Origin of the sequence: Aliiroseovarius salicola (assembly GCF_027891095.1) — a bacterium.
Taxonomy (GTDB): Bacteria; Pseudomonadota; Alphaproteobacteria; order Rhodobacterales; family Rhodobacteraceae; genus Aliiroseovarius; species Aliiroseovarius salicola.
In genome coordinates, this window is the sequence record NZ_JAQIIO010000001.1 from 578,143 (window position 1) to 594,527 (window position 16,385).

Annotated in this window: 15 protein-coding genes; 6 read left to right on the forward strand and 9 right to left on the reverse strand. The window is 53.9% G+C overall.

All coding sequences use genetic code 11. The features are described 5' to 3' along the window. Window positions 1-4: 4 nt before the first annotated feature. From O2N63_RS02940 to O2N63_RS02965, 6 genes are all read left to right on the forward strand, one after another. Window positions 5-808, forward strand: a complete 804-nt coding sequence (locus O2N63_RS02940; protein ID WP_271052619.1) for a 3-deoxy-manno-octulosonate cytidylyltransferase — start codon at window positions 5-7, stop codon at window positions 806-808. A 215-nt stretch (window positions 809-1,023) separates the two neighbouring features. Continuing rightward, a complete protein-coding gene (gene galU / locus O2N63_RS02945) occupies window positions 1,024-1,917 on the forward strand; it encodes a UTP--glucose-1-phosphate uridylyltransferase GalU (RefSeq protein ID WP_271052620.1) in 894 nt (297 codons plus the stop codon). Window positions 1,918-1,923: 6 nt separating this feature from the next. After that, window positions 1,924-2,961, forward strand: a complete 1,038-nt coding sequence (locus O2N63_RS02950) for a glycosyltransferase family 2 protein (protein ID WP_271052621.1) — start codon at window positions 1,924-1,926, stop codon at window positions 2,959-2,961. Window positions 2,962-3,114: 153 nt separating this feature from the next. Beyond that, complete coding sequence (locus tag O2N63_RS02955; protein ID WP_271052622.1) at window positions 3,115-4,125, forward strand: glycosyltransferase family 2 protein; 1,011 nt, start codon at window positions 3,115-3,117, stop codon at window positions 4,123-4,125. Continuing rightward, window positions 4,122-5,819, forward strand: a complete 1,698-nt coding sequence (locus O2N63_RS02960) for a DUF5927 domain-containing protein (protein WP_271052623.1) — start codon at window positions 4,122-4,124, stop codon at window positions 5,817-5,819. Before O2N63_RS02955 ends, O2N63_RS02960 begins: the two co-directional genes overlap by 4 nt. A gap of 37 nt (window positions 5,820-5,856) precedes the next feature. Beyond that, window positions 5,857-7,272, forward strand: coding sequence for a sulfotransferase family 2 domain-containing protein (locus O2N63_RS02965; protein ID WP_271052624.1), 1,416 nt, complete (start codon window positions 5,857-5,859; stop codon window positions 7,270-7,272). A gap of 85 nt (window positions 7,273-7,357) precedes the next feature. Here the strand turns inward: O2N63_RS02965 and O2N63_RS02970 are convergent, their stop codons facing one another. The 9 genes from O2N63_RS02970 to O2N63_RS03010 form a co-directional block, all read right to left on the reverse strand. Beyond that, window positions 7,358-7,822: a PTS sugar transporter subunit IIA gene (locus tag O2N63_RS02970; protein WP_271052625.1), complete on the reverse strand. Its 465-nt coding sequence runs from the start codon at window positions 7,820-7,822 to the stop codon at window positions 7,358-7,360. Window positions 7,823-7,858: 36 nt separating this feature from the next. Beyond that, entirely contained in the window at window positions 7,859-8,434 is a 576-nt protein-coding gene (gene hpf, locus O2N63_RS02975) for a ribosome hibernation-promoting factor, HPF/YfiA family (protein WP_271052626.1), read from the reverse strand. 221 nt (window positions 8,435-8,655) lie between these two features. Continuing rightward, window positions 8,656-9,420, reverse strand: a complete 765-nt coding sequence (lptB, locus tag O2N63_RS02980) for an LPS export ABC transporter ATP-binding protein (protein ID WP_271052627.1) — start codon at window positions 9,418-9,420, stop codon at window positions 8,656-8,658. After that, window positions 9,420-9,878: an LptA/OstA family protein gene (locus O2N63_RS02985; RefSeq protein ID WP_271052821.1), complete on the reverse strand. Its 459-nt coding sequence runs from the start codon at window positions 9,876-9,878 to the stop codon at window positions 9,420-9,422. The genes lptB and O2N63_RS02985 overlap by 1 nt, the downstream gene beginning before the upstream one ends. A 38-nt stretch (window positions 9,879-9,916) precedes the next feature. Then, the gene (locus tag O2N63_RS02990; protein ID WP_271052639.1) at window positions 9,917-10,534 is read right to left on the reverse strand and encodes a hypothetical protein; all 618 of its coding nucleotides are present in this window, start codon (window positions 10,532-10,534) and stop codon (window positions 9,917-9,919) included. A gap of 470 nt (window positions 10,535-11,004) precedes the next feature. Beyond that, entirely contained in the window at window positions 11,005-11,616 is a 612-nt protein-coding gene (locus tag O2N63_RS02995) for a ribonuclease D (RefSeq protein WP_271052640.1), read from the reverse strand. Window positions 11,617-11,694: 78 nt separating this feature from the next. Beyond that, entirely contained in the window at window positions 11,695-12,567 is an 873-nt protein-coding gene (locus O2N63_RS03000; RefSeq protein ID WP_271052641.1) for a dimethyl sulfoxide reductase anchor subunit family protein, read from the reverse strand. Continuing rightward, entirely contained in the window at window positions 12,567-13,301 is a 735-nt protein-coding gene (locus O2N63_RS03005) for a 4Fe-4S dicluster domain-containing protein (RefSeq protein WP_271052642.1), read from the reverse strand. The genes O2N63_RS03000 and O2N63_RS03005 overlap by 1 nt, the downstream gene beginning before the upstream one ends. Continuing rightward, on the reverse strand, window positions 13,301-16,126 hold the full coding sequence (locus O2N63_RS03010) for a molybdopterin oxidoreductase family protein (RefSeq protein WP_271052643.1): 2,826 nt from the start codon (window positions 16,124-16,126) through the stop codon (window positions 13,301-13,303). The genes O2N63_RS03005 and O2N63_RS03010 overlap by 1 nt, the downstream gene beginning before the upstream one ends. Window positions 16,127-16,385 lie beyond the last annotated feature (259 nt).

Below are 16,385 nucleotides of genomic sequence, written 5' to 3' on the forward strand. Positions count from 1 at the left end.
TTCCGTGAAAACCCTTCTTGTCATCCCCGCCCGCTATGCCTCGATCCGCTACCCCGGAAAGGCGCTTGCGCCCCTGAAGGGAGCGACAGGTGTGGTCAAGCCGCTTATCCAGCGGTCTTGGGAAGCTGCGCAAGCCGTGGCGGGGATTGACCGGGTTGTCGTGGCCACGGATGACAGCCGGATATCTGAGGTGGCTGAAGCGTTCGGGGCAGAAGTTGTGATGACCTCCGCGAGCTGTGCGAATGGGACAGAACGGTGCGCAGAAGCGTTCGATAAGTTGGGGAATGGCTATGATGTGGTGGTGAACCTCCAAGGGGATGCACCACTCACTCCACCCTGGTTCATTGAAGATCTGGTAGCCGGATTGAAAATCCACCCGACCGCCGAGGTGGCCACGCCGGTTCTGCGATGCACGGGGCAGGCGCTTGCAGATTTTATTGAGGATCGGCGCGCTGGGCGGGTCGGAGGCACCACGGTTGTATTCGGGGCAGAGGGCAAAGCGCTCTACTTTTCCAAAGAGGTTATTCCCCACGTGGAAGGGGTAGGTATCGACCGAAACTCCCCCTCACCGGTGTTTCATCATGTGGGAGTATACGCCTACCGGCCATCCGCTCTTGCGGCCTATCCGCATTGGACTGTCGGCCCACTGGAGCGGCTGGAAGGATTGGAGCAGCTGCGGTTCTTGGAGCGCGAGCGCCCCGTGCAATGTGTCGAGGTCGATGCCCGGGGGCGGCAATTCTGGGAGCTGAATAATCCTGAAGATGTGGCCCGGATTGAGGCCATGTTGTCAGATATGGAGATTGAGTAGAAAGAGCCAGTGTGGGTGATGACATAATTGTCTGGTTAAGGCATAATTCTACCCAGACGAATATCAGCAGTGTGGTGGCAAGTGGGTTTCTTCCCTGATTGGTTTGCCCTAGATAGATCGTGACGATGTCAGAATTAGATCTGACAAGTAAATAATAATATCCTGCCACACTCTTTTTGCGAGAGATTGGCGGAAAGTTAGATGGGACAAGTTAAATGAAGCGCAAAGTTACAAAAGCCATCTTTCCAGTTGCTGGATTGGGCACGCGTTTTCTTCCTGCAACAAAATCCATTCCTAAGGAAATTATGACTTTGGTTGATCGTCCGTTGATCCAATACGCGATTGATGAGGCGCGGGCCGCAGGTATCAAGGAATTCATATTCGTGACCTCGCGTGGCAAAGGTGCGCTGGAGGACTATTTCGACAATTCCCCAGTGCTTGAGCAAGAGCTACGGAAAAAGGGTAAAAATGATCTCCTTGAGGTTTTGAAAGACACCAATATGGAGTCCGGGGCCATCGCCTATATTCGTCAACATAAGGCGCTTGGTCTTGGTCATGCGGTCTGGTGTGCGCGGCGCTTGATTGCCAATGAACCCTTTGCAGTTATCTTGCCGGACGATGTGATTGCCGCTGAAAAGCCGTGCCTGCAGCAAATGGTCGAAGCTTATGAGGAAACGGGTGGCTGCATGGTTGCCGCAATGGAGGTTCCTCCTGAAAAGGCTTCCGCCTATGGTGTTCTGGATGTGAAGGAAGATCTCGGTGCCATGGTTTCGACGCGTGGCATGGTTGAGAAACCTTCGGTCGATGAAGCGCCGTCAAATCTTGCAGTGATCGGTCGCTATATCCTGACCCCTGATGTTCTGCGCAGCATAAACAAAATCAAAAGCGGTGCAGGGGGCGAGATCCAACTCACCGATGCAATTGCCGAAGAGTTGAATCAAGGGCGCGAGGTCTATGGTTATCGGTTCCGTGGGCAACGTTTTGATTGCGGCTCCAAAGCTGGATTCTTGCAAGCAACTGTGTCCTTTGGTCTGGCGCGTGACGAGTTGCGGGATGAGTTTTCGGGCTATCTCAACGATTTGATCACACAGCAAAAGGCAGCCGAGTAAGCCTGTATGGCTGCTGGCGTCTCAGCGCTCTGGTCTGCGTATCGGATGCGTCTGAAGCGTCGGCGGCTGCTATTGCGAGCGATCCGGTCGCGCCACCAGCTCGACGTGGTGGTTGATCGTACTGCGACTATCCCTCCGGGACAAATATTGGCCTTCACCACGCTGCGCAATGAAATGCAGCGCCTGCCTCATTTTCTGGAACATTATCGAAATCTCGGCATTGGTCATTTCCTGATGGTGGCCAATGATTGCAGCGACGGCACTCAAGAGTTTTTAACTGAGCAACCCGATGTATCTCTCTGGCGTACAGATGCCAGCTACAAAGCCTCAAGGTTTGGTGTAGATTGGTTGAATTGGCTGCAATTTCGATTTGGCAACGCGAAATGGTGTCTGACCGTGGATGTGGATGAGATCCTTATTTATCCTCACTGGCAAACACGTGACCTGCATGCCTTGACGGCGCGCCTTGAGCTGTCTGGTGCGAATGCGCTGGGGGCCATGATGCTCGATCTCTACCCGAAAGGACCACTTGGGGCGGGAACATATTCAGCTGGTCAGGAACCTACAGAGCTTCTCAATTGGTTTGACCCATCACCCTATCGCGCAACGAGGCAGATGCCGATGCAAAACCTCTGGCTGCAGGGGGGCGCGCGTGAACGGATGTTCTTTGCGGATTGTCCTGAACGTGGGCCAACCCTGAACAAGCTACCTCTGGTAAAGTGGAACAGGCGTTTTGCTTATGCCAACTCCACTCATTCGGCGTTACCCCCGAAGTTGAATCTGGAATGGAGCGGTCCCAAAGCCATATCGGGGGACGCCCGGCTGTCCGGGGTCCTTTTGCACACGAAATTTCTGCCTGACATTGTTGAGCGGTCGCAAGAAGAAAAGCAGCGTGGCCAACATTTTGGTCAGCCAGACCAGCATGATGCCTATTATGACGGTGTGGTTGGTGCACCTGACATGTGGTATGATCATGCGGTGCTCTATCAGGGATGGAAACAGCTCTGCGCGCTTGGCTTGATGTCGACCGGAGAGTGGAATTAAAGCCATTTAAAACAGTTTACCGGCAGATTTGTCACATGTATGGATGAATCTAAGCTATTGTTCATACATGTAGTTCAATACGGAAGAGCAATGGCTTGAACCGTGGGTGCAATGGGCAGTTATTTGGTAGGCAGAGCATAGGCAGGATATCGGTTGGGCGTCTGGACATCATATCGCCTGAGGTTGCAGCGTAAGCGGCGGCAAGTTCGCGCGTTTCGCAAACGACGCGAGCTGAGCGAAATTGCCAATCGCACCCGTATAATCCGGCCGGACGACATATTGGTCTTTTCCACCCTGCGAAATGAGCGTATCCGGCTGCCCTTTTTTCTGAAATACTATCGTGACCTTGGGGTCAGCCATTTCCTGATTGTCGATAATGGGTCCGATGATGGTGGGCGCGAGTACTTGGCTGAACAGGAAGATGTGTCGATCTGGACCACGGGCGCCAGTTACAAACAGTCCCATTTCGGTGTTGATTGGCTGAACTGGCTGCAACGCAAATATGCACACGGTCACTGGACCCTGGTGGTCGATCCCGATGAGTTTCTGGTTTACCCGTTCTGCGACACCCGCCCGTTGCGGGCACTGACCGACTGGCTTGACACTTCAGGCGTGCGCTCTTTTGGGGCGATGCTGTTGGACATGTATCCAAAGGGTCCGCTTGATGCGCAGCCCTATCGCGAAGGGCAGAATCCCTTTGATATTGCTTGTTGGTTCGACAGCGGCAATTACATGATCAAGAAAAACCCCTTTTACGGTAATCTCTGGATTCAGGGCGGGCCGCGCACGCGGGCATTTTTCACCGATGCCCCCAGGCGAGCACCGGCCTTGAACAAGATTCCACTGGTGAAGTGGGACAAGCAATATACCTATCTCAGTTCGACCCACACCATCCTGCCGCGGGGTCTGAATCAGGTCTATGACGAATGGGGAGGAGAGAAAGCGTCGGGTTGCCTGCTCCATGCCAAATTCCTTGATACGTTCAGCGCAAAAGCTGAAGAAGAGCTCAAGCGAAACCAACATTATGCTGGTGGGCATGAATACCGCTCTTATCACCTGCATCTGAAGGACAACCCGGATCTCTGGTGCAAATGGAGCGAGAAGTATATCAATTGGCGGCAGCTTGAGATCCTGGGCATCATGTCGAAAGGAAACTGGGCATGAGCTTGGGTGTGGTCATGTTGGTGCACGACGCGCTGGACCGCGCAGAGCAACTGGTGCGCCATTGGTCCAAGCATGACTGCCCGGTTGTGATCCACGTGGACAAACGGGTCAAGCGTCGACCCTATGCCCGTTTTGTCAACGCGTTGAGCGATCTCGAAAATGTACGCTTTTGCGGGCGACATAAGTGTGAATGGGGCACCTGGTCTTTGGTGAATGCCAGTCAGACCGCATCAGAGCTGATGCTGAAAAGCTTCCCACATGTCAGCCATGTGTTCCTTGCCTCGGGGTCTTGTCTTCCATTGCGACCAGTCTCGGAAATGCTGCGCTATCTTAACGCCCGTCCGCGCACCAACTTCATCGAAAGTGTGACCACGGAAGACGTGCCATGGACTGTTGGTGGGTTGGACCGCGAACGTTTCACCCTCAGGTTTCCCTTTTCGTGGAAGCGGCGCCGCTGGGTTTTTGACCGATATGTCAATTTGCAACGCCGCCTGAATATCAAGCGCAAAGTCCCTGCCGGGCTGGTGCCCCACCTCGGCAGCCAATGGTGGTGTCTGACGCGCAAAACACTATCTGACATCCTTCATGATCCGGATCGTGAAAGCTATGACCGATATTTCAAAAAGGTCTGGATCCCGGATGAAAGCTACTATCAGACTCTAGTGCGCCTTCATTCCACTGACATTGAAAGCCGTTCGCTCACCTTGTCGAAATTCGACTATCAGGGCAAACCTCATATCTTTTACGATGATCACTTGCAGCTTTTGCGCCGGTCAGATTGTTTCGTGGCCCGGAAAATCTGGCCGAAAGCTGACAAGCTATATGACAGTTTCCTGTCCGACTCTGCCGCTATCATGACCGGGGCAGAGCCCAATCCCGGCAAGATTGACCGCATTTTTTCGAAAGCAGTAGAACGGCGAACCCGCGGTCGGTCGGGGCTGTTCATGCAAAGCCGTTTTCCACGAATGGGGTTTGAAAATGGTCTGACGGGCACGCCCTATGCAATATTTGAAGGGTTCACCGAAGTCTTTGAAGATTTTGAACCCTGGCTTGAGCGCACCATTGGCGGGCGGGTTCATGGCCATCTTTATGCGCCAGACCGGGTGCAGTTTGCGGGCCGGCAGACGGACTTCAGCGGCGCGCTGACCGACAGCGTGTCACTCCGGGATTATGACCCGCGTGCGTTTTTGACAAATCTGATTTGGTCCACCCGAGGAGAGCGGCAAAGCTTCCAATTTGGACCGACGGACAATCAGGACATCAGCTGGGATGTGGCAAAAGACCCCAATGCCTATATCAGTGTGATATCGGGCGCCTGGTCTGTGCCGCTATACCGTTCCACCGGGAATTTCTCCGAAATCCGGCGCGAAGCGGCCAGGCTGCAAAAAATCGAAAGTGACCACCTGGATATTCTAAGATCAGGGTATTCTCGGGCGCGCGTGAGGGTCTGGACATTAGCAGATTTTGTGCAAAATCCGATGGAGCCGCTGCAATTGATCCTTGATGAAATCGGGGGGCGAATGAACACGCGCCTGACAGAAGCACCAAAATTGGTCCCGCTGGATGGGTTTGGGCAATTCTTGCAAAATCTCAAGAACCAAGGAATGCAACCATATCTCATGGGGGATTACCCACCGGGTGCTGACCCGGTTATTCCTCAGCGTGAAATACGAAAACCCTATTTGATTCAGTAACCCTACCACCTTGTTTGGCGGGCTAAACGGCAGGCACATGACACCACAATTCGATTGCTTCATCATATTTGCCGAAATGCGCACAGGATCGAACTTTCTTGAGAGCAATCTGGATCAGTTCCCGGGTTTGAAGTGCTATGGAGAAGCGTTCAATCCCTATTTCATGGTGTCCCCAAAGACCAAGGAACTCTTTGGCGTGACCACCCGTGCTCGAGACAAGGACCCATTGGTTCTGGTAGAGGCGATTAAAAAGGGAACAGATGGTCTTCCCGGGTTTCGGTTTTTCCATGACCACGATCCGCGCGTGTTTGAAGCACTCATCGACGATCCTCGTTGTGCCAAAGTTGTGCTTACGCGCAATCACCTAGAGGCCTATGTCTCGCGCAAGATTGCTTGGGAAACGGATCAGTGGCAGCTCAATGATGTGAAGGATGTAATCAAAAAAAGGGCTACATTCCACGGATGGGAGTTCGAGCGACTCTTTTATCGAATGAAGGACTTCCAGCTGCAAATCAAAGACCGGCTCCAGCGCAGCGGGCAAACGGCGTTTTATATTGATTACGAGGATGCACAGGATCTGGCTGTGCTGAACGGGCTTGCACGGTTTTTAGGAGTAGATCACGAAATCACCGAATTTGCTGGAACGTTCAAAAAGCAGAACCCGGAGTCCCTCGAAGACAAGGTGGTCAACTATGACAAGCTTCTTGAGACCGTCGGGAAGATCGACGTTTTTGATCTGCACCGCATTCCGAACTTTGAGCCTTCACGCCCGGCGGCAGTGACGACATACGTGCTGTCTGAGGCCACTGGTATGGTGTTCATGCCAGTAAAGGGCGGTCCGAAAGAGCGCGTGCAGGACTGGATGAACAGATTTGGCGAAACCCAAGCCGGATTTTCCCAAAAAATGCTGCGCAAATGGAAGCGTGAACACAAAGGGCATCGGAGCTTTACCGTGTTGCGACACCCGGTCGAGCGCCTGCATTCGGTGTTTTGCCATCATTTTCTGCGCCATGGGCCAGACACCTATTGGGATATCAAACATGCTCTTCGCGAAAGTTACGGCGTTGAGGTGCCAGAGGCTGAGCCAGATGAAAGCTGGAGCGTTGAGGCGCACAAACAAGCCTTTGTTCAATTCATCGATTTTGTGGACCGTAACCTGAAGGGCCAAACGGGTATTCGTGTCGACGCGGCATGGGCCTCTCAATCGGCAGTTCTACAGGGGTTTGCAGGATTTGCGTTGCCAGATCATGTGCTGCGCGAAGACCAGTTGGAAGAAGGGCTTGGCGGATTGTTGGCAGAGCTTGGAATCACCATGTCTGATTGGCCCGCAGCCCCGGCCGAAGATCAACCATTTGCGCTGTCTCAGATCTATGACACGGAGATCGAGAAAAAGATTCGTAAACTTTACCAGCGCGACTACATGATGTTTGGTTTCCGCCCTTTGGGGCGATGAAAACAGTCCACATAAGAAAGCCCGCGTGGGACGCGGGCTTGGTGATGCTCTGAATGTATCAGATTTTTTTTACTGACGGTGCGCATTAAGCGGCTTTATTCGCGATGCTGTCAGTCAAAAGCGCGTGCAGCGTGGCCGAATCGCCATTGGCGCGCAGCTTCGAGCAGATGGACTGATCCCGCAAAGTGCGCGACACGAGAGCAAGCGCTTTGAGATGATCAACACCACTGTCTTCTGGGGCAAACAGTGCAAAGATCAGATCGACCGGCTGTTTATCAACAGCGTCGAAATCAAATGGTTTTTCTACCCTGATGAAGCATCCCACCACCTGATCAAGCCCCTGAAGGCGTGCGTGCGGCAGTGCAACACCGTGGCCTACGCCGGTAGGCCCAAGAGCTTCACGCTCTTGGAGCGCCGCAAATGCTGCGCGGCCATTAATCTGATAGTTTGCTGCGGCAATCTCGCCAAGCTCTTGAAACAAGCGCTTTTTTGACGACAGATTTGCCAAGACCTTGACGGCCGGGGGGCGAAGTATGCTCGAAAGCTCCATCAATATTACTCCCCGCCCGTCAAGAATGCGGGCGGTTTAAGCGTCGTTTTTGGGGTCGACCCAGCCAATATTACCGTCATCACGGCGATAGACCACATTCAACCCATCGGTTTTCTCATTGCGGAACACCAGAACCGGCGCATGGGCCAATTCCATCTGCATAACGGCCTCGCCAACGGAGAGCGACGGGATGCGCGTTTCCATTTCGGCGATGATCATGGGTTCGAGTTGAGCGTTGTCTGCTTCTTCCGGACCTTCCTCTGCCGCTAGGATATAAGAGGAGCCGCCGAAAACTTCAACCGGGTCTGCGCGATCTCGGTGGTGATCTTTCAGCCGACGCTTGTAACGGCGCAACTGTTTCTCCATTTTTTCGGCGCATTGATCAAATGCCGAGTAGATTTCGGTGGCATGAGCCCGTGCCTGCGCCGTCAGTCCTGTTGAAAGGTGGACGGTGGTTTCGCACACAAATTCATGCGCATTCTTTGAGAATACAATTTGGGCGTCTGTTGGACGTTCGGCGTATTTCTGAACCACACCGCCAAGTTCATCTTTCACATGAACCTGAAGGGCGTCACCGATGTCGATTTGCTTGCCACTGATTTGATATTGCATCCTACCTCCTATGGTATTTACAGGTTACAGCGCGCCTTGCCCCCGGATAGAGCAATGCGTAATTTCATATATTTTGCAGGAAATGAGGCGCCGATTTTCGGTGCCGATCTTGGTGCTTGCCTCGTTTTTAAGGCGGGCACGACGAAGAGTCGCGTTCTTGTTCATCACCACCATTCGATGACACATCGACAGAGGTGTCAAGCAGATCGGAGGTGTTAAATTCAATTGATAGAGAAATTCTGACCGAGATAGACGCGCTTTACGTTCTCATCCTGGATAACCTCGTCGGTTGTTCCGCTCATCAAAACATGGCCATCGTGAAGGATATAAGCCCGGTCCACGATCTCGAGCGTTTCGCGTACATTGTGGTCAGTGATCAACACACCAATCCCTCGGTCTTTGAGGTCATGCACAAGGGTACGAATTTCTCCAACAGCGATGGGGTCAACGCCGGCAAAAGGTTCGTCCAGCAGAAGGTATTTGGGGTCAGCGGCCAACAGGCGGGCAATCTCAACACGGCGCCGCTCACCGCCAGACAGGGCCAGCGCGGGCGCGCGGCGCAGGTGGCTGATCGAAAACTCGTTCAGCAACTCTTCCAGGCGCTCACGGCGCTTGTGGCGGCCGGATGTCGAGATCTCGAGGATCGACATGATATTGTCTTCGACATTCATGCCGCGAAAGATCGACATTTCCTGCGGCAGATAGCCGATACCGTATTTTGCGCGACGATACATCGGTAAAAGGGTCACATCGCGTCCGTCGATCAGGACCTGTCCGGCCTCGGGTGTGACCAGCCCGGCGATGGCGTAGAAGGTGGTGGTCTTGCCACAACCATTGGGGCCAAGAAGCGCCACGACCTCGCCGCGATCAAGTTCGAGCGTCACATCATGGATCACGGTTTTTTTGCGATAACTTTTGCGCAGACCCTTGATCCGCAAACCGGTCCGGTCCGAGCCCGTCTCATTGTCCACCGCAAGTTCCGGCATCAGTTGCCCCCGGTCTGAATGATGGATTTCACACGGCCTTCCATGGTGCCGGTTCCTGCGGCCAAATTCACAATCAATGTGTCTGAGGAGAGGGCATTTTGACCTTGTGTCAGGATTACATTTCCAGTCATCACAACAACGCCGCTTTCGATCGTATAGACTGCTTCACGGGCCTCTGCGGCCTCAGATCCGTTCACCAGGGTCACACCACCTGTTGCGAAGAGTTTTGAGATCTCGCCGGTGCTGTTCTCGCCGGTGGCATATTCCACCCGCACTTTTGCCGCAGAAAGGCGCATGTCGCCCTGGCCAATCTTGACGTTGCCATTGAAGATTGCGGTGCCGTCAGCCTGATCAACGGTCAGTTGGTCAGCAGATATCTCAACCGGAAGAGTGCTGTCATGCTTCAGTCCCCCAAAGGCAACCTGAGCCTGGGCAAGGGCTTGGCTTGCGGCAAACATCGCAACCACAACACTGGTTAGCTTGAACAATTTCAACACTAGTTCTCTCCCTCTGCTGGGGGATCATATACCAGCTTTACCCCACCTTTGAACACAAGAAGATAGGTTCCTGAATTTCCGGATTGCTGTGAAATCCGCGCCTGACCCGCAGAAATTTCACCCAGAGGACCACGTGCAGTGACTGGACCGTATGACGCAATGTTGGTGGCATCCATTGATGTGGTAAGACCGGGGGTATGAATGGTGTATTTCGTTGAGGTAACCAGTGTAACACCACCGGTCAGGTCGATTTGGCTGGCAGACCCATCTATCATGGCGTCTTGTGCGTTGATATCGACCACAGCGCCATCTGGAGTTTCGATCCGTGCCACCATTCCGTTTGCAGAGTACCGGTTTTTACCCTCTTCCGGACGGGCGCTTTCGGCGGAAAAAGTGATCGCTGCACCGTCTTTTGTGACGGACGAAAAACTCGGCCCAGAGATCTTCTGTTCCCGCATGACCGCATCCAGATCAACCTGCGCATAGGTCAGAGATTTGGTCGGATCGATGGATTTTGAAATCAGGAACATCGTCGACAACAGCCCAAGCGCGACCAGCGGCAGGATGACTTTCAGCCAGGCTACCATGCGCGAATAACTGTTGTTGAAGGTGGGCATTCGGGGATCCTTTCCCCCTCTATCTAGCAATTTGGCTTGGCTTGCCAAGGCCATCAGGGGGAATAAGCGACGGTTTGCCCAAAGAAAGCAAGAGGATCCAAGCCGTAGTTAGGTCATGCGGGTGCCAGCATAAGATCGGGACACCCCATTCCTTATTTCTTTCAGGAAAAAAAATTGGCCGCAAAGCGAATGATCATGACCCAGAGCGGGATCGCAATGAGAAGGGTCGGAATGAACCACCAACCCGAAGCATATCGATGTTCTCTTTTATCCGGCATGTGAGTGTGCGCCTGCTGGACTGCATTTGAAGCATTCGTTTGAAATATTGCCATTATCCCAACCACTTCTCAATTGGCCTTTTGGGCAAGTCTACCCAGCCTGCATTAAGAATTGATTGCGATTGAGAGCGTATGTGCTGACGATGGAAGCCGAATTGCTCCGGCTTCTCGACAAAAGTGAAGGGCAAACGCCTAATGCGCAAAAATGTCCTGCTCTGGCCAGCCCGCCAGATCCAGCCGGGCACGCATTGGAAGAAAGTCAAAGCAGGCCTGCGCCATCTCGGCGCGACCTTCGCGGACCAGACGGACGTCCAGTTCGTCTTTCAGCTGATGCAGATAAAGAACATCTGATGCCGCATAATCCAGCTGAGCATCGGTCAGTTTTTCCGCGCCCCAGTCACTCATCTGCTGCTGTTTGGAAACGTCCACCTTCAACAGTTGATCCAGCAGGTTTTTCAACCCGTGGCGGTCCGTGTAGGTGCGCACCAGTTTCGATGCGATCTTGGTGCAATAGACCGGTGCGGTGACCACTCCAAAAGCATTCAGCATGGCGGCGATGTCAAAACGACCGAAATGGAAGATTTTCAGGACATTGGGGTCCGTCAGCATTTTCTCAAGATTCGGGGCTGAAGTCTGACCTATTTCCACCTGCACCAGATGCGCATTTCCGTCGCCTCCGGACATTTGAACTACACAAAGCCTGTCGCGATGGGGGTTCAACCCCATGGTTTCACAGTCAATGGCCACCACGGGACCAAGGTCCAGCCCATCCGGCAGGTCGCGCTTGTAAAGATAATTGGTCATGCTAGCCCTTTCGAATTTCTTGACCCTCTCTAGGCGCTGAGGCGGAAAGGATCAATGAAAGACGATCAGGCCAGGGGGTTACTTGCCGTAATATAGCCCGACCACATGGCGTGCTTCTGCGAAGAACAGCCAGCGGCCAATTGCAATGCCAGCAAGATGCAAGATGATCGCAAGGGCGCTTACAAAGTGCCCGGCAGGCAGGATCAGCAGCATTACCGCAGGCAGGGCGCCAATAAGTAAAATCGCAATATTCCGCAGCTTTTGCGCATGCTTGCGGCCAACGCGGTGGATCATTTCATCCATCACGTAGTTGCGGGCGGTATGGGCGCTTTCATACATCCGCACCTTGCCGATCGCGCCAAGACCTGTGGCGCTTTCCATCGTATCAGCCCCATCTGCCTCGCGTCGATCGCCTTCGCGCCACATCCAGACCATCACTCCGACCAGAAGCAGCAAAAGAACGCCTGCCAGCTTGGATGCCCCGGCGAAAAGTGCGCCACCGGCGATTGCGTGCAGCAGAAACATCACGGGCACAATGGGCTGATACCAACGTGGGATGGTTTTCAACTGGGCATATATCATTGATGTTGTGAACACGGTGAGCAGCGCGAAAACAGACCCTATCACACCGATTAGAGCCATATCGGAATCAAAGAATACACGACCAATGGCCACTGGCCCGAAAATGACCAATGTGGCCACCGCGGCAATCCCCTCACGCGACAACCAACTGGTGCGCCATTGGCTGAACGCATAGATCGCATTCTTTTTGTTTCCGAGATGGAAGGTCGAGGCCAGCAGACCACCCGCGGCCATTGCATAGGCAAGCGCAAAAAATGCAAAGGCGGTGTTGCCAGTTACATCAGGAATGCCGAGCCCCAGAAATGCCAGCAGGCCAAAACCAAGACCCGACAGGGTGGTGAAAATGATAACACTTGGTGCGGGATGCATCAGATACGCTCCAGAGCTTTGTCGAGCCAGCCAAGGAACCCTTTGGGTTCTTTCTCGGTCACAGGGGTCATGGCGGGGGTATCCAGCCGATCTTTCAGGCGTGGAGGCAGGTATTTGTTCACCGGTTTGTTGCCCTGATCTGGCATCAGATCAAAGCCACCGCGTTCCTCGACCAGCTTTGAGACATCGGAGTTTGGATCGCCCAGATCACCGAAATGACGTGCACCAGAGGGGCAGGTGCGTACACAGGCCGGCACCCGGTCTTCTTCCGGGAGGTTTTCGTTATAAATCCGGTCCACGCAGAGCGTGCATTTCTTCATGACCCCCGCATCCTGATCTAGCTCGCGTGCGCCATAGGCACAGGACCACGCGCAGAGGCCGCAGCCAATGCAGCGATCCTCATCAACCAGAACAATCCCATCCTCGGCGCGCTTATAGCTCGCCCCGGTTGGGCAGACGGTCACGCAAGGCGCGTCTTCGCAATGCAGGCAGGATTTCGGGAAATGCACGGTCTGGGCCGCACCTTCTTCCGGCTGCACTTCATAACTGAAAACGCGGTTGAGGAAGGTGCCCGACGGATCCGCGCCATAAGCATCAATATCCGACAAGGGAGCGCCGTAATTCTGCGTGTTCCAGCCTTTGCAGGCGGTCACGCAACCGTGGCAGCCAACGCAAGTGTCCAGATCAATGACCAGGCCAAGTTTTTTCTGGGTTGAGGTGGGCAAACAGGTCATCAGATCTTCCTCGTAACGTTACGGGGGGCTTTGCCCACAGGGGATGTGATCGGAGCGTGCGCTGGCTGAGATTCAGCAGGTTTAGGGTCTGCTTTCTTAAGCTTCACCCGCAAGTCAAACCAGGCGGCTTGCCCTGTGATAGGGTCTGAATTGGCCCATCTCATCCCATCGCCTTTCGGCGGCTGCAACTCGTGAATGAGGTGGTTGAGCAGGAATCCTTCGGTGGCTTCTGGAGCGTCTTCATCAAGGGCCCAGGTGCCTTTGCGTTTGCCAATCGCATTCCAGGTCCAGATGGTATTTTCGTTTAGTGCCGCGTGATGGGCGACAGGTACCGTAATGGTTCCATGCACCGAACTTACCTCGGCATAATCACCTTCTGAAAACCCGTTTGCTTCCCATATCTTAGTGGGCAAATAGAGGGAGTTTTTGCCGGTAATCTGGCGCAGCCACGCATTTTGAGTGCCCCATGAATGATACATATGCATTGGGCGTTGGGTCAGAGCATGGATTGGATATTCTTCGACATCCACATTGCTGTCCTCAAAGGGCTCATACCAGATCGGCAATGGATCCATGGTTTGATGCACCCGTTCACGCAAATGATCTGGTGGCTGAATGTCCCCATGCCCTTCGGCGGCAAGTTGGAACTTTCGCATGGGTTCTACATAAAGGTTGAACACATAGGGCGCTTCGGCATCAAAGATGCCCCGTTTGACGGCCCATTCCTGATAGCCTTTGTTCCACGGCTTATAGAAGGCGGCATCCTCGGGAATATGGTCAACCCAGAAGCCACCATTTTCGATATATCGGTCGATTTGGTCTGGATTAGGCTCTCCTCGGCCACGACCTTCGCCATCTTTGCCGCGGAATCCGGCCAGTGGGCCAACGCCCGGTCGACGTTCATGGTTCACGATGTAGTCGGCATAGTCCTCAAACTTTGCGGACCCGTCTTCGGTTACAAAGCCGGGCAAGCCAAGTTTGGCGCCAAGCTGGATCAAAGCGGTCTGGAAGCCGCGTACATCGCGGTCTGGTTCCACCACTGGCCAACGGATCGCATCTGCGGCGCCATCCGCTTCGCAGATCGGACGGTCGAGAAGCGAGATGCAGTCGTGGCGTTCCAGATAGGTCGTATCCGGCAGGATTAGATCCGCATAGGCCACCATCTCCGACGAATAGGCATCAGAATAGATGATGCGTGGGATCACATAGTCGCCATTGTCATCCTTATCGGTGAGCATGCGCATCACCTCGGTGGTGTTCATGGTCGAGTTCCACGCCATGTTGGCCATATACATGAACAGCGTGTCGATCTTGTAAGGGTCCCCTGCATGAGCGTTGGAGATCACCATATGCATGAGGCCATGCGCCGAAAGCGGGTTTTCCCATGTAAACGCCTTGTCGATGCGTTTAGCGTTGCCGTCATCATCCAAAAGCAGATGCTCCGGCCCCAGCGGATATCCCAGATGCGGTCCGTCCAGCGGTTGGCCGGGTGTCACACCAGCATGGGGTTTGGGATGTGCCTCAGGTGGCCTGGGGTAGGGGGGTTTAAACCGGAACCCGCCCGGCACTTCGACAGAACCGAGCAGGATCTGCAGCATATGCAGAGCACGACAGGTCTGGAACCCGTTCGAATGCGCCGAGATCCCGCGCATGGCATGGAATGCAACCGGGCGACCGATCATTTTGTCGTGCTTTTGCCCTTTCCAATCGGTCCAGGGCTGGTCCAGAACAATCTCTTCTTCAAAAGCCACACGGGCGAGTTCGGCCGCGATAGACTTGATTTTGTCAGCGGATACACCCGTGCGTTCAGCGACGGCCTCGGGAGCGTATTCGTCGCTCAGATACCGTTCCGCAATAAGCTGGAAGACCGTGCGGTGGGTGACGCTGCCTTCAACCATTTGTGCCGCAAGATTGGGAGTGACGCCTGGACAATCGTAGTCCATCAGCTCGCCGTTTTCGCGTGACACCACCTGCGGTTTACCGCTGGCACCGCGAATAAACAGACCCTTTTCTGGTGAATTAGGGTCTTCATCAACGATAAACCCTGCGTTTGTGTAGCGGGCCAAGTAGGCCAGATCGACCTTCCCTGCGCGCAGGAGTTCATGCATCAGCGCCATGATGAACAGGCCATCGGTGCCTGGGGTGATCCCCACCCACTCATCTGCAATCGCATTATATCCTGAGCGGATTGGATTTACGCCAATCACCTTTGCCCCACGTTCTTTCAGCTTACCCAAACCAATTTTGATCGGGTTGCTGTCATGGTCCTCTGCCACGCCAAATAGCATGAACAGTTTGGTGCGATCCCAATCCGGCTGACCAAACTCCCAGAACGCGCCGCCCATCGTATAGATCCCTGCGGCGGCCATATTCACGGAACAGAACCCGCCATGGGCCGCATAGTTCGGTGTGCCATAGGCCTGTGCAAACCAGGAGGTGAAGCTTTGCGATTGATCACGCCCGGTGAAAAACGCCAGTTTGGATGGATCTTCCTCGCGCAAGGGGGCAAGCCAACCCGCAGCGATCTCCAATGCCTCATCCCAACTGATTTCCTCAAACTTGCCTGAGCCACGTTCGCCCACCCGCTTTAGCGGTGCGCGCAGGCGTGAGGGGGCGTAATGCTGCATAATGCCCGAAGAACCCTTGCCGCAAAGAACCCCTTTGTTCACAGGGTGGTCCCGGTTGCCCTCGATATAGGCCACCTGCCCGTCTTTCATATGCACGTTAATGCCACATCGACAGGCGCACATGTAACAAGTCGTTTTGCGCACCTCGTCTGAAACCGATGGGGATGTATCTATCTGGAGGTTTTCAGGTTTGGGCATTTTGTCCTGTCGCTGGCTTATTTGTGTGGTTGGGCAGCAGTGTGCCCGGGTCGGGCAGACTTGGCGCGTGTTCACTGTTCAATTAATCGAACTAGAACCCAATCAGTCTGCGAGGATCCAGTGTAGGGCCAGTTAAGTCGGGAGATAGGTCCAGATATCCCAGAATGCCGAGATCGGGCGAATTGAGTGCCTGTTGTTAAAAAACCAACCATGTCACTCCCTCAATGTCATGTGGAAAATATTCCTGCTTTGAGAAGCC

Bases quoted from the DNA above. Each gene is read 5' to 3' on its own strand.
- lptB (WP_271052627.1), bottom strand. From the start codon at position 9,420: ATGCCGGAACTTGCGGTGGACAATGAGACGGGCTCGGACCGGACCGGT.
- O2N63_RS02950 (WP_271052621.1), top strand. From the start codon at position 1,924: ATGGCTGCTGGCGTCTCAGCGCTCTGGTCTGCGTATCGGATGCGTCTG.
- O2N63_RS03005 (WP_271052642.1), bottom strand. From the start codon at position 13,301: ATGACCTGTTTGCCCACCTCAACCCAGAAAAAACTTGGCCTGGTCATT.
- O2N63_RS02960 (WP_271052623.1), top strand. From the start codon at position 4,122: ATGAGCTTGGGTGTGGTCATGTTGGTGCACGACGCGCTGGACCGCGCA.
- O2N63_RS02985 (WP_271052821.1), bottom strand. From the start codon at position 9,878: ATGTTTGCCGCAAGCCAAGCCCTTGCCCAGGCTCAGGTTGCCTTTGGG.
- hpf (WP_271052626.1), bottom strand. From the start codon at position 8,434: ATGCAATATCAAATCAGTGGCAAGCAAATCGACATCGGTGACGCCCTT.
- O2N63_RS02990 (WP_271052639.1), bottom strand. From the start codon at position 10,534: ATGCCCACCTTCAACAACAGTTATTCGCGCATGGTAGCCTGGCTGAAA.
- O2N63_RS02995 (WP_271052640.1), bottom strand. From the start codon at position 11,616: ATGACCAATTATCTTTACAAGCGCGACCTGCCGGATGGGCTGGACCTT.
- O2N63_RS02970 (WP_271052625.1), bottom strand. From the start codon at position 7,822: ATGGAGCTTTCGAGCATACTTCGCCCCCCGGCCGTCAAGGTCTTGGCA.
- O2N63_RS03000 (WP_271052641.1), bottom strand. From the start codon at position 12,567: ATGCATCCCGCACCAAGTGTTATCATTTTCACCACCCTGTCGGGTCTT.
- galU (WP_271052620.1), top strand. From the start codon at position 1,024: ATGAAGCGCAAAGTTACAAAAGCCATCTTTCCAGTTGCTGGATTGGGC.
- O2N63_RS02965 (WP_271052624.1), top strand. From the start codon at position 5,857: ATGACACCACAATTCGATTGCTTCATCATATTTGCCGAAATGCGCACA.
- O2N63_RS03010 (WP_271052643.1), bottom strand. From the start codon at position 16,126: ATGCCCAAACCTGAAAACCTCCAGATAGATACATCCCCATCGGTTTCA.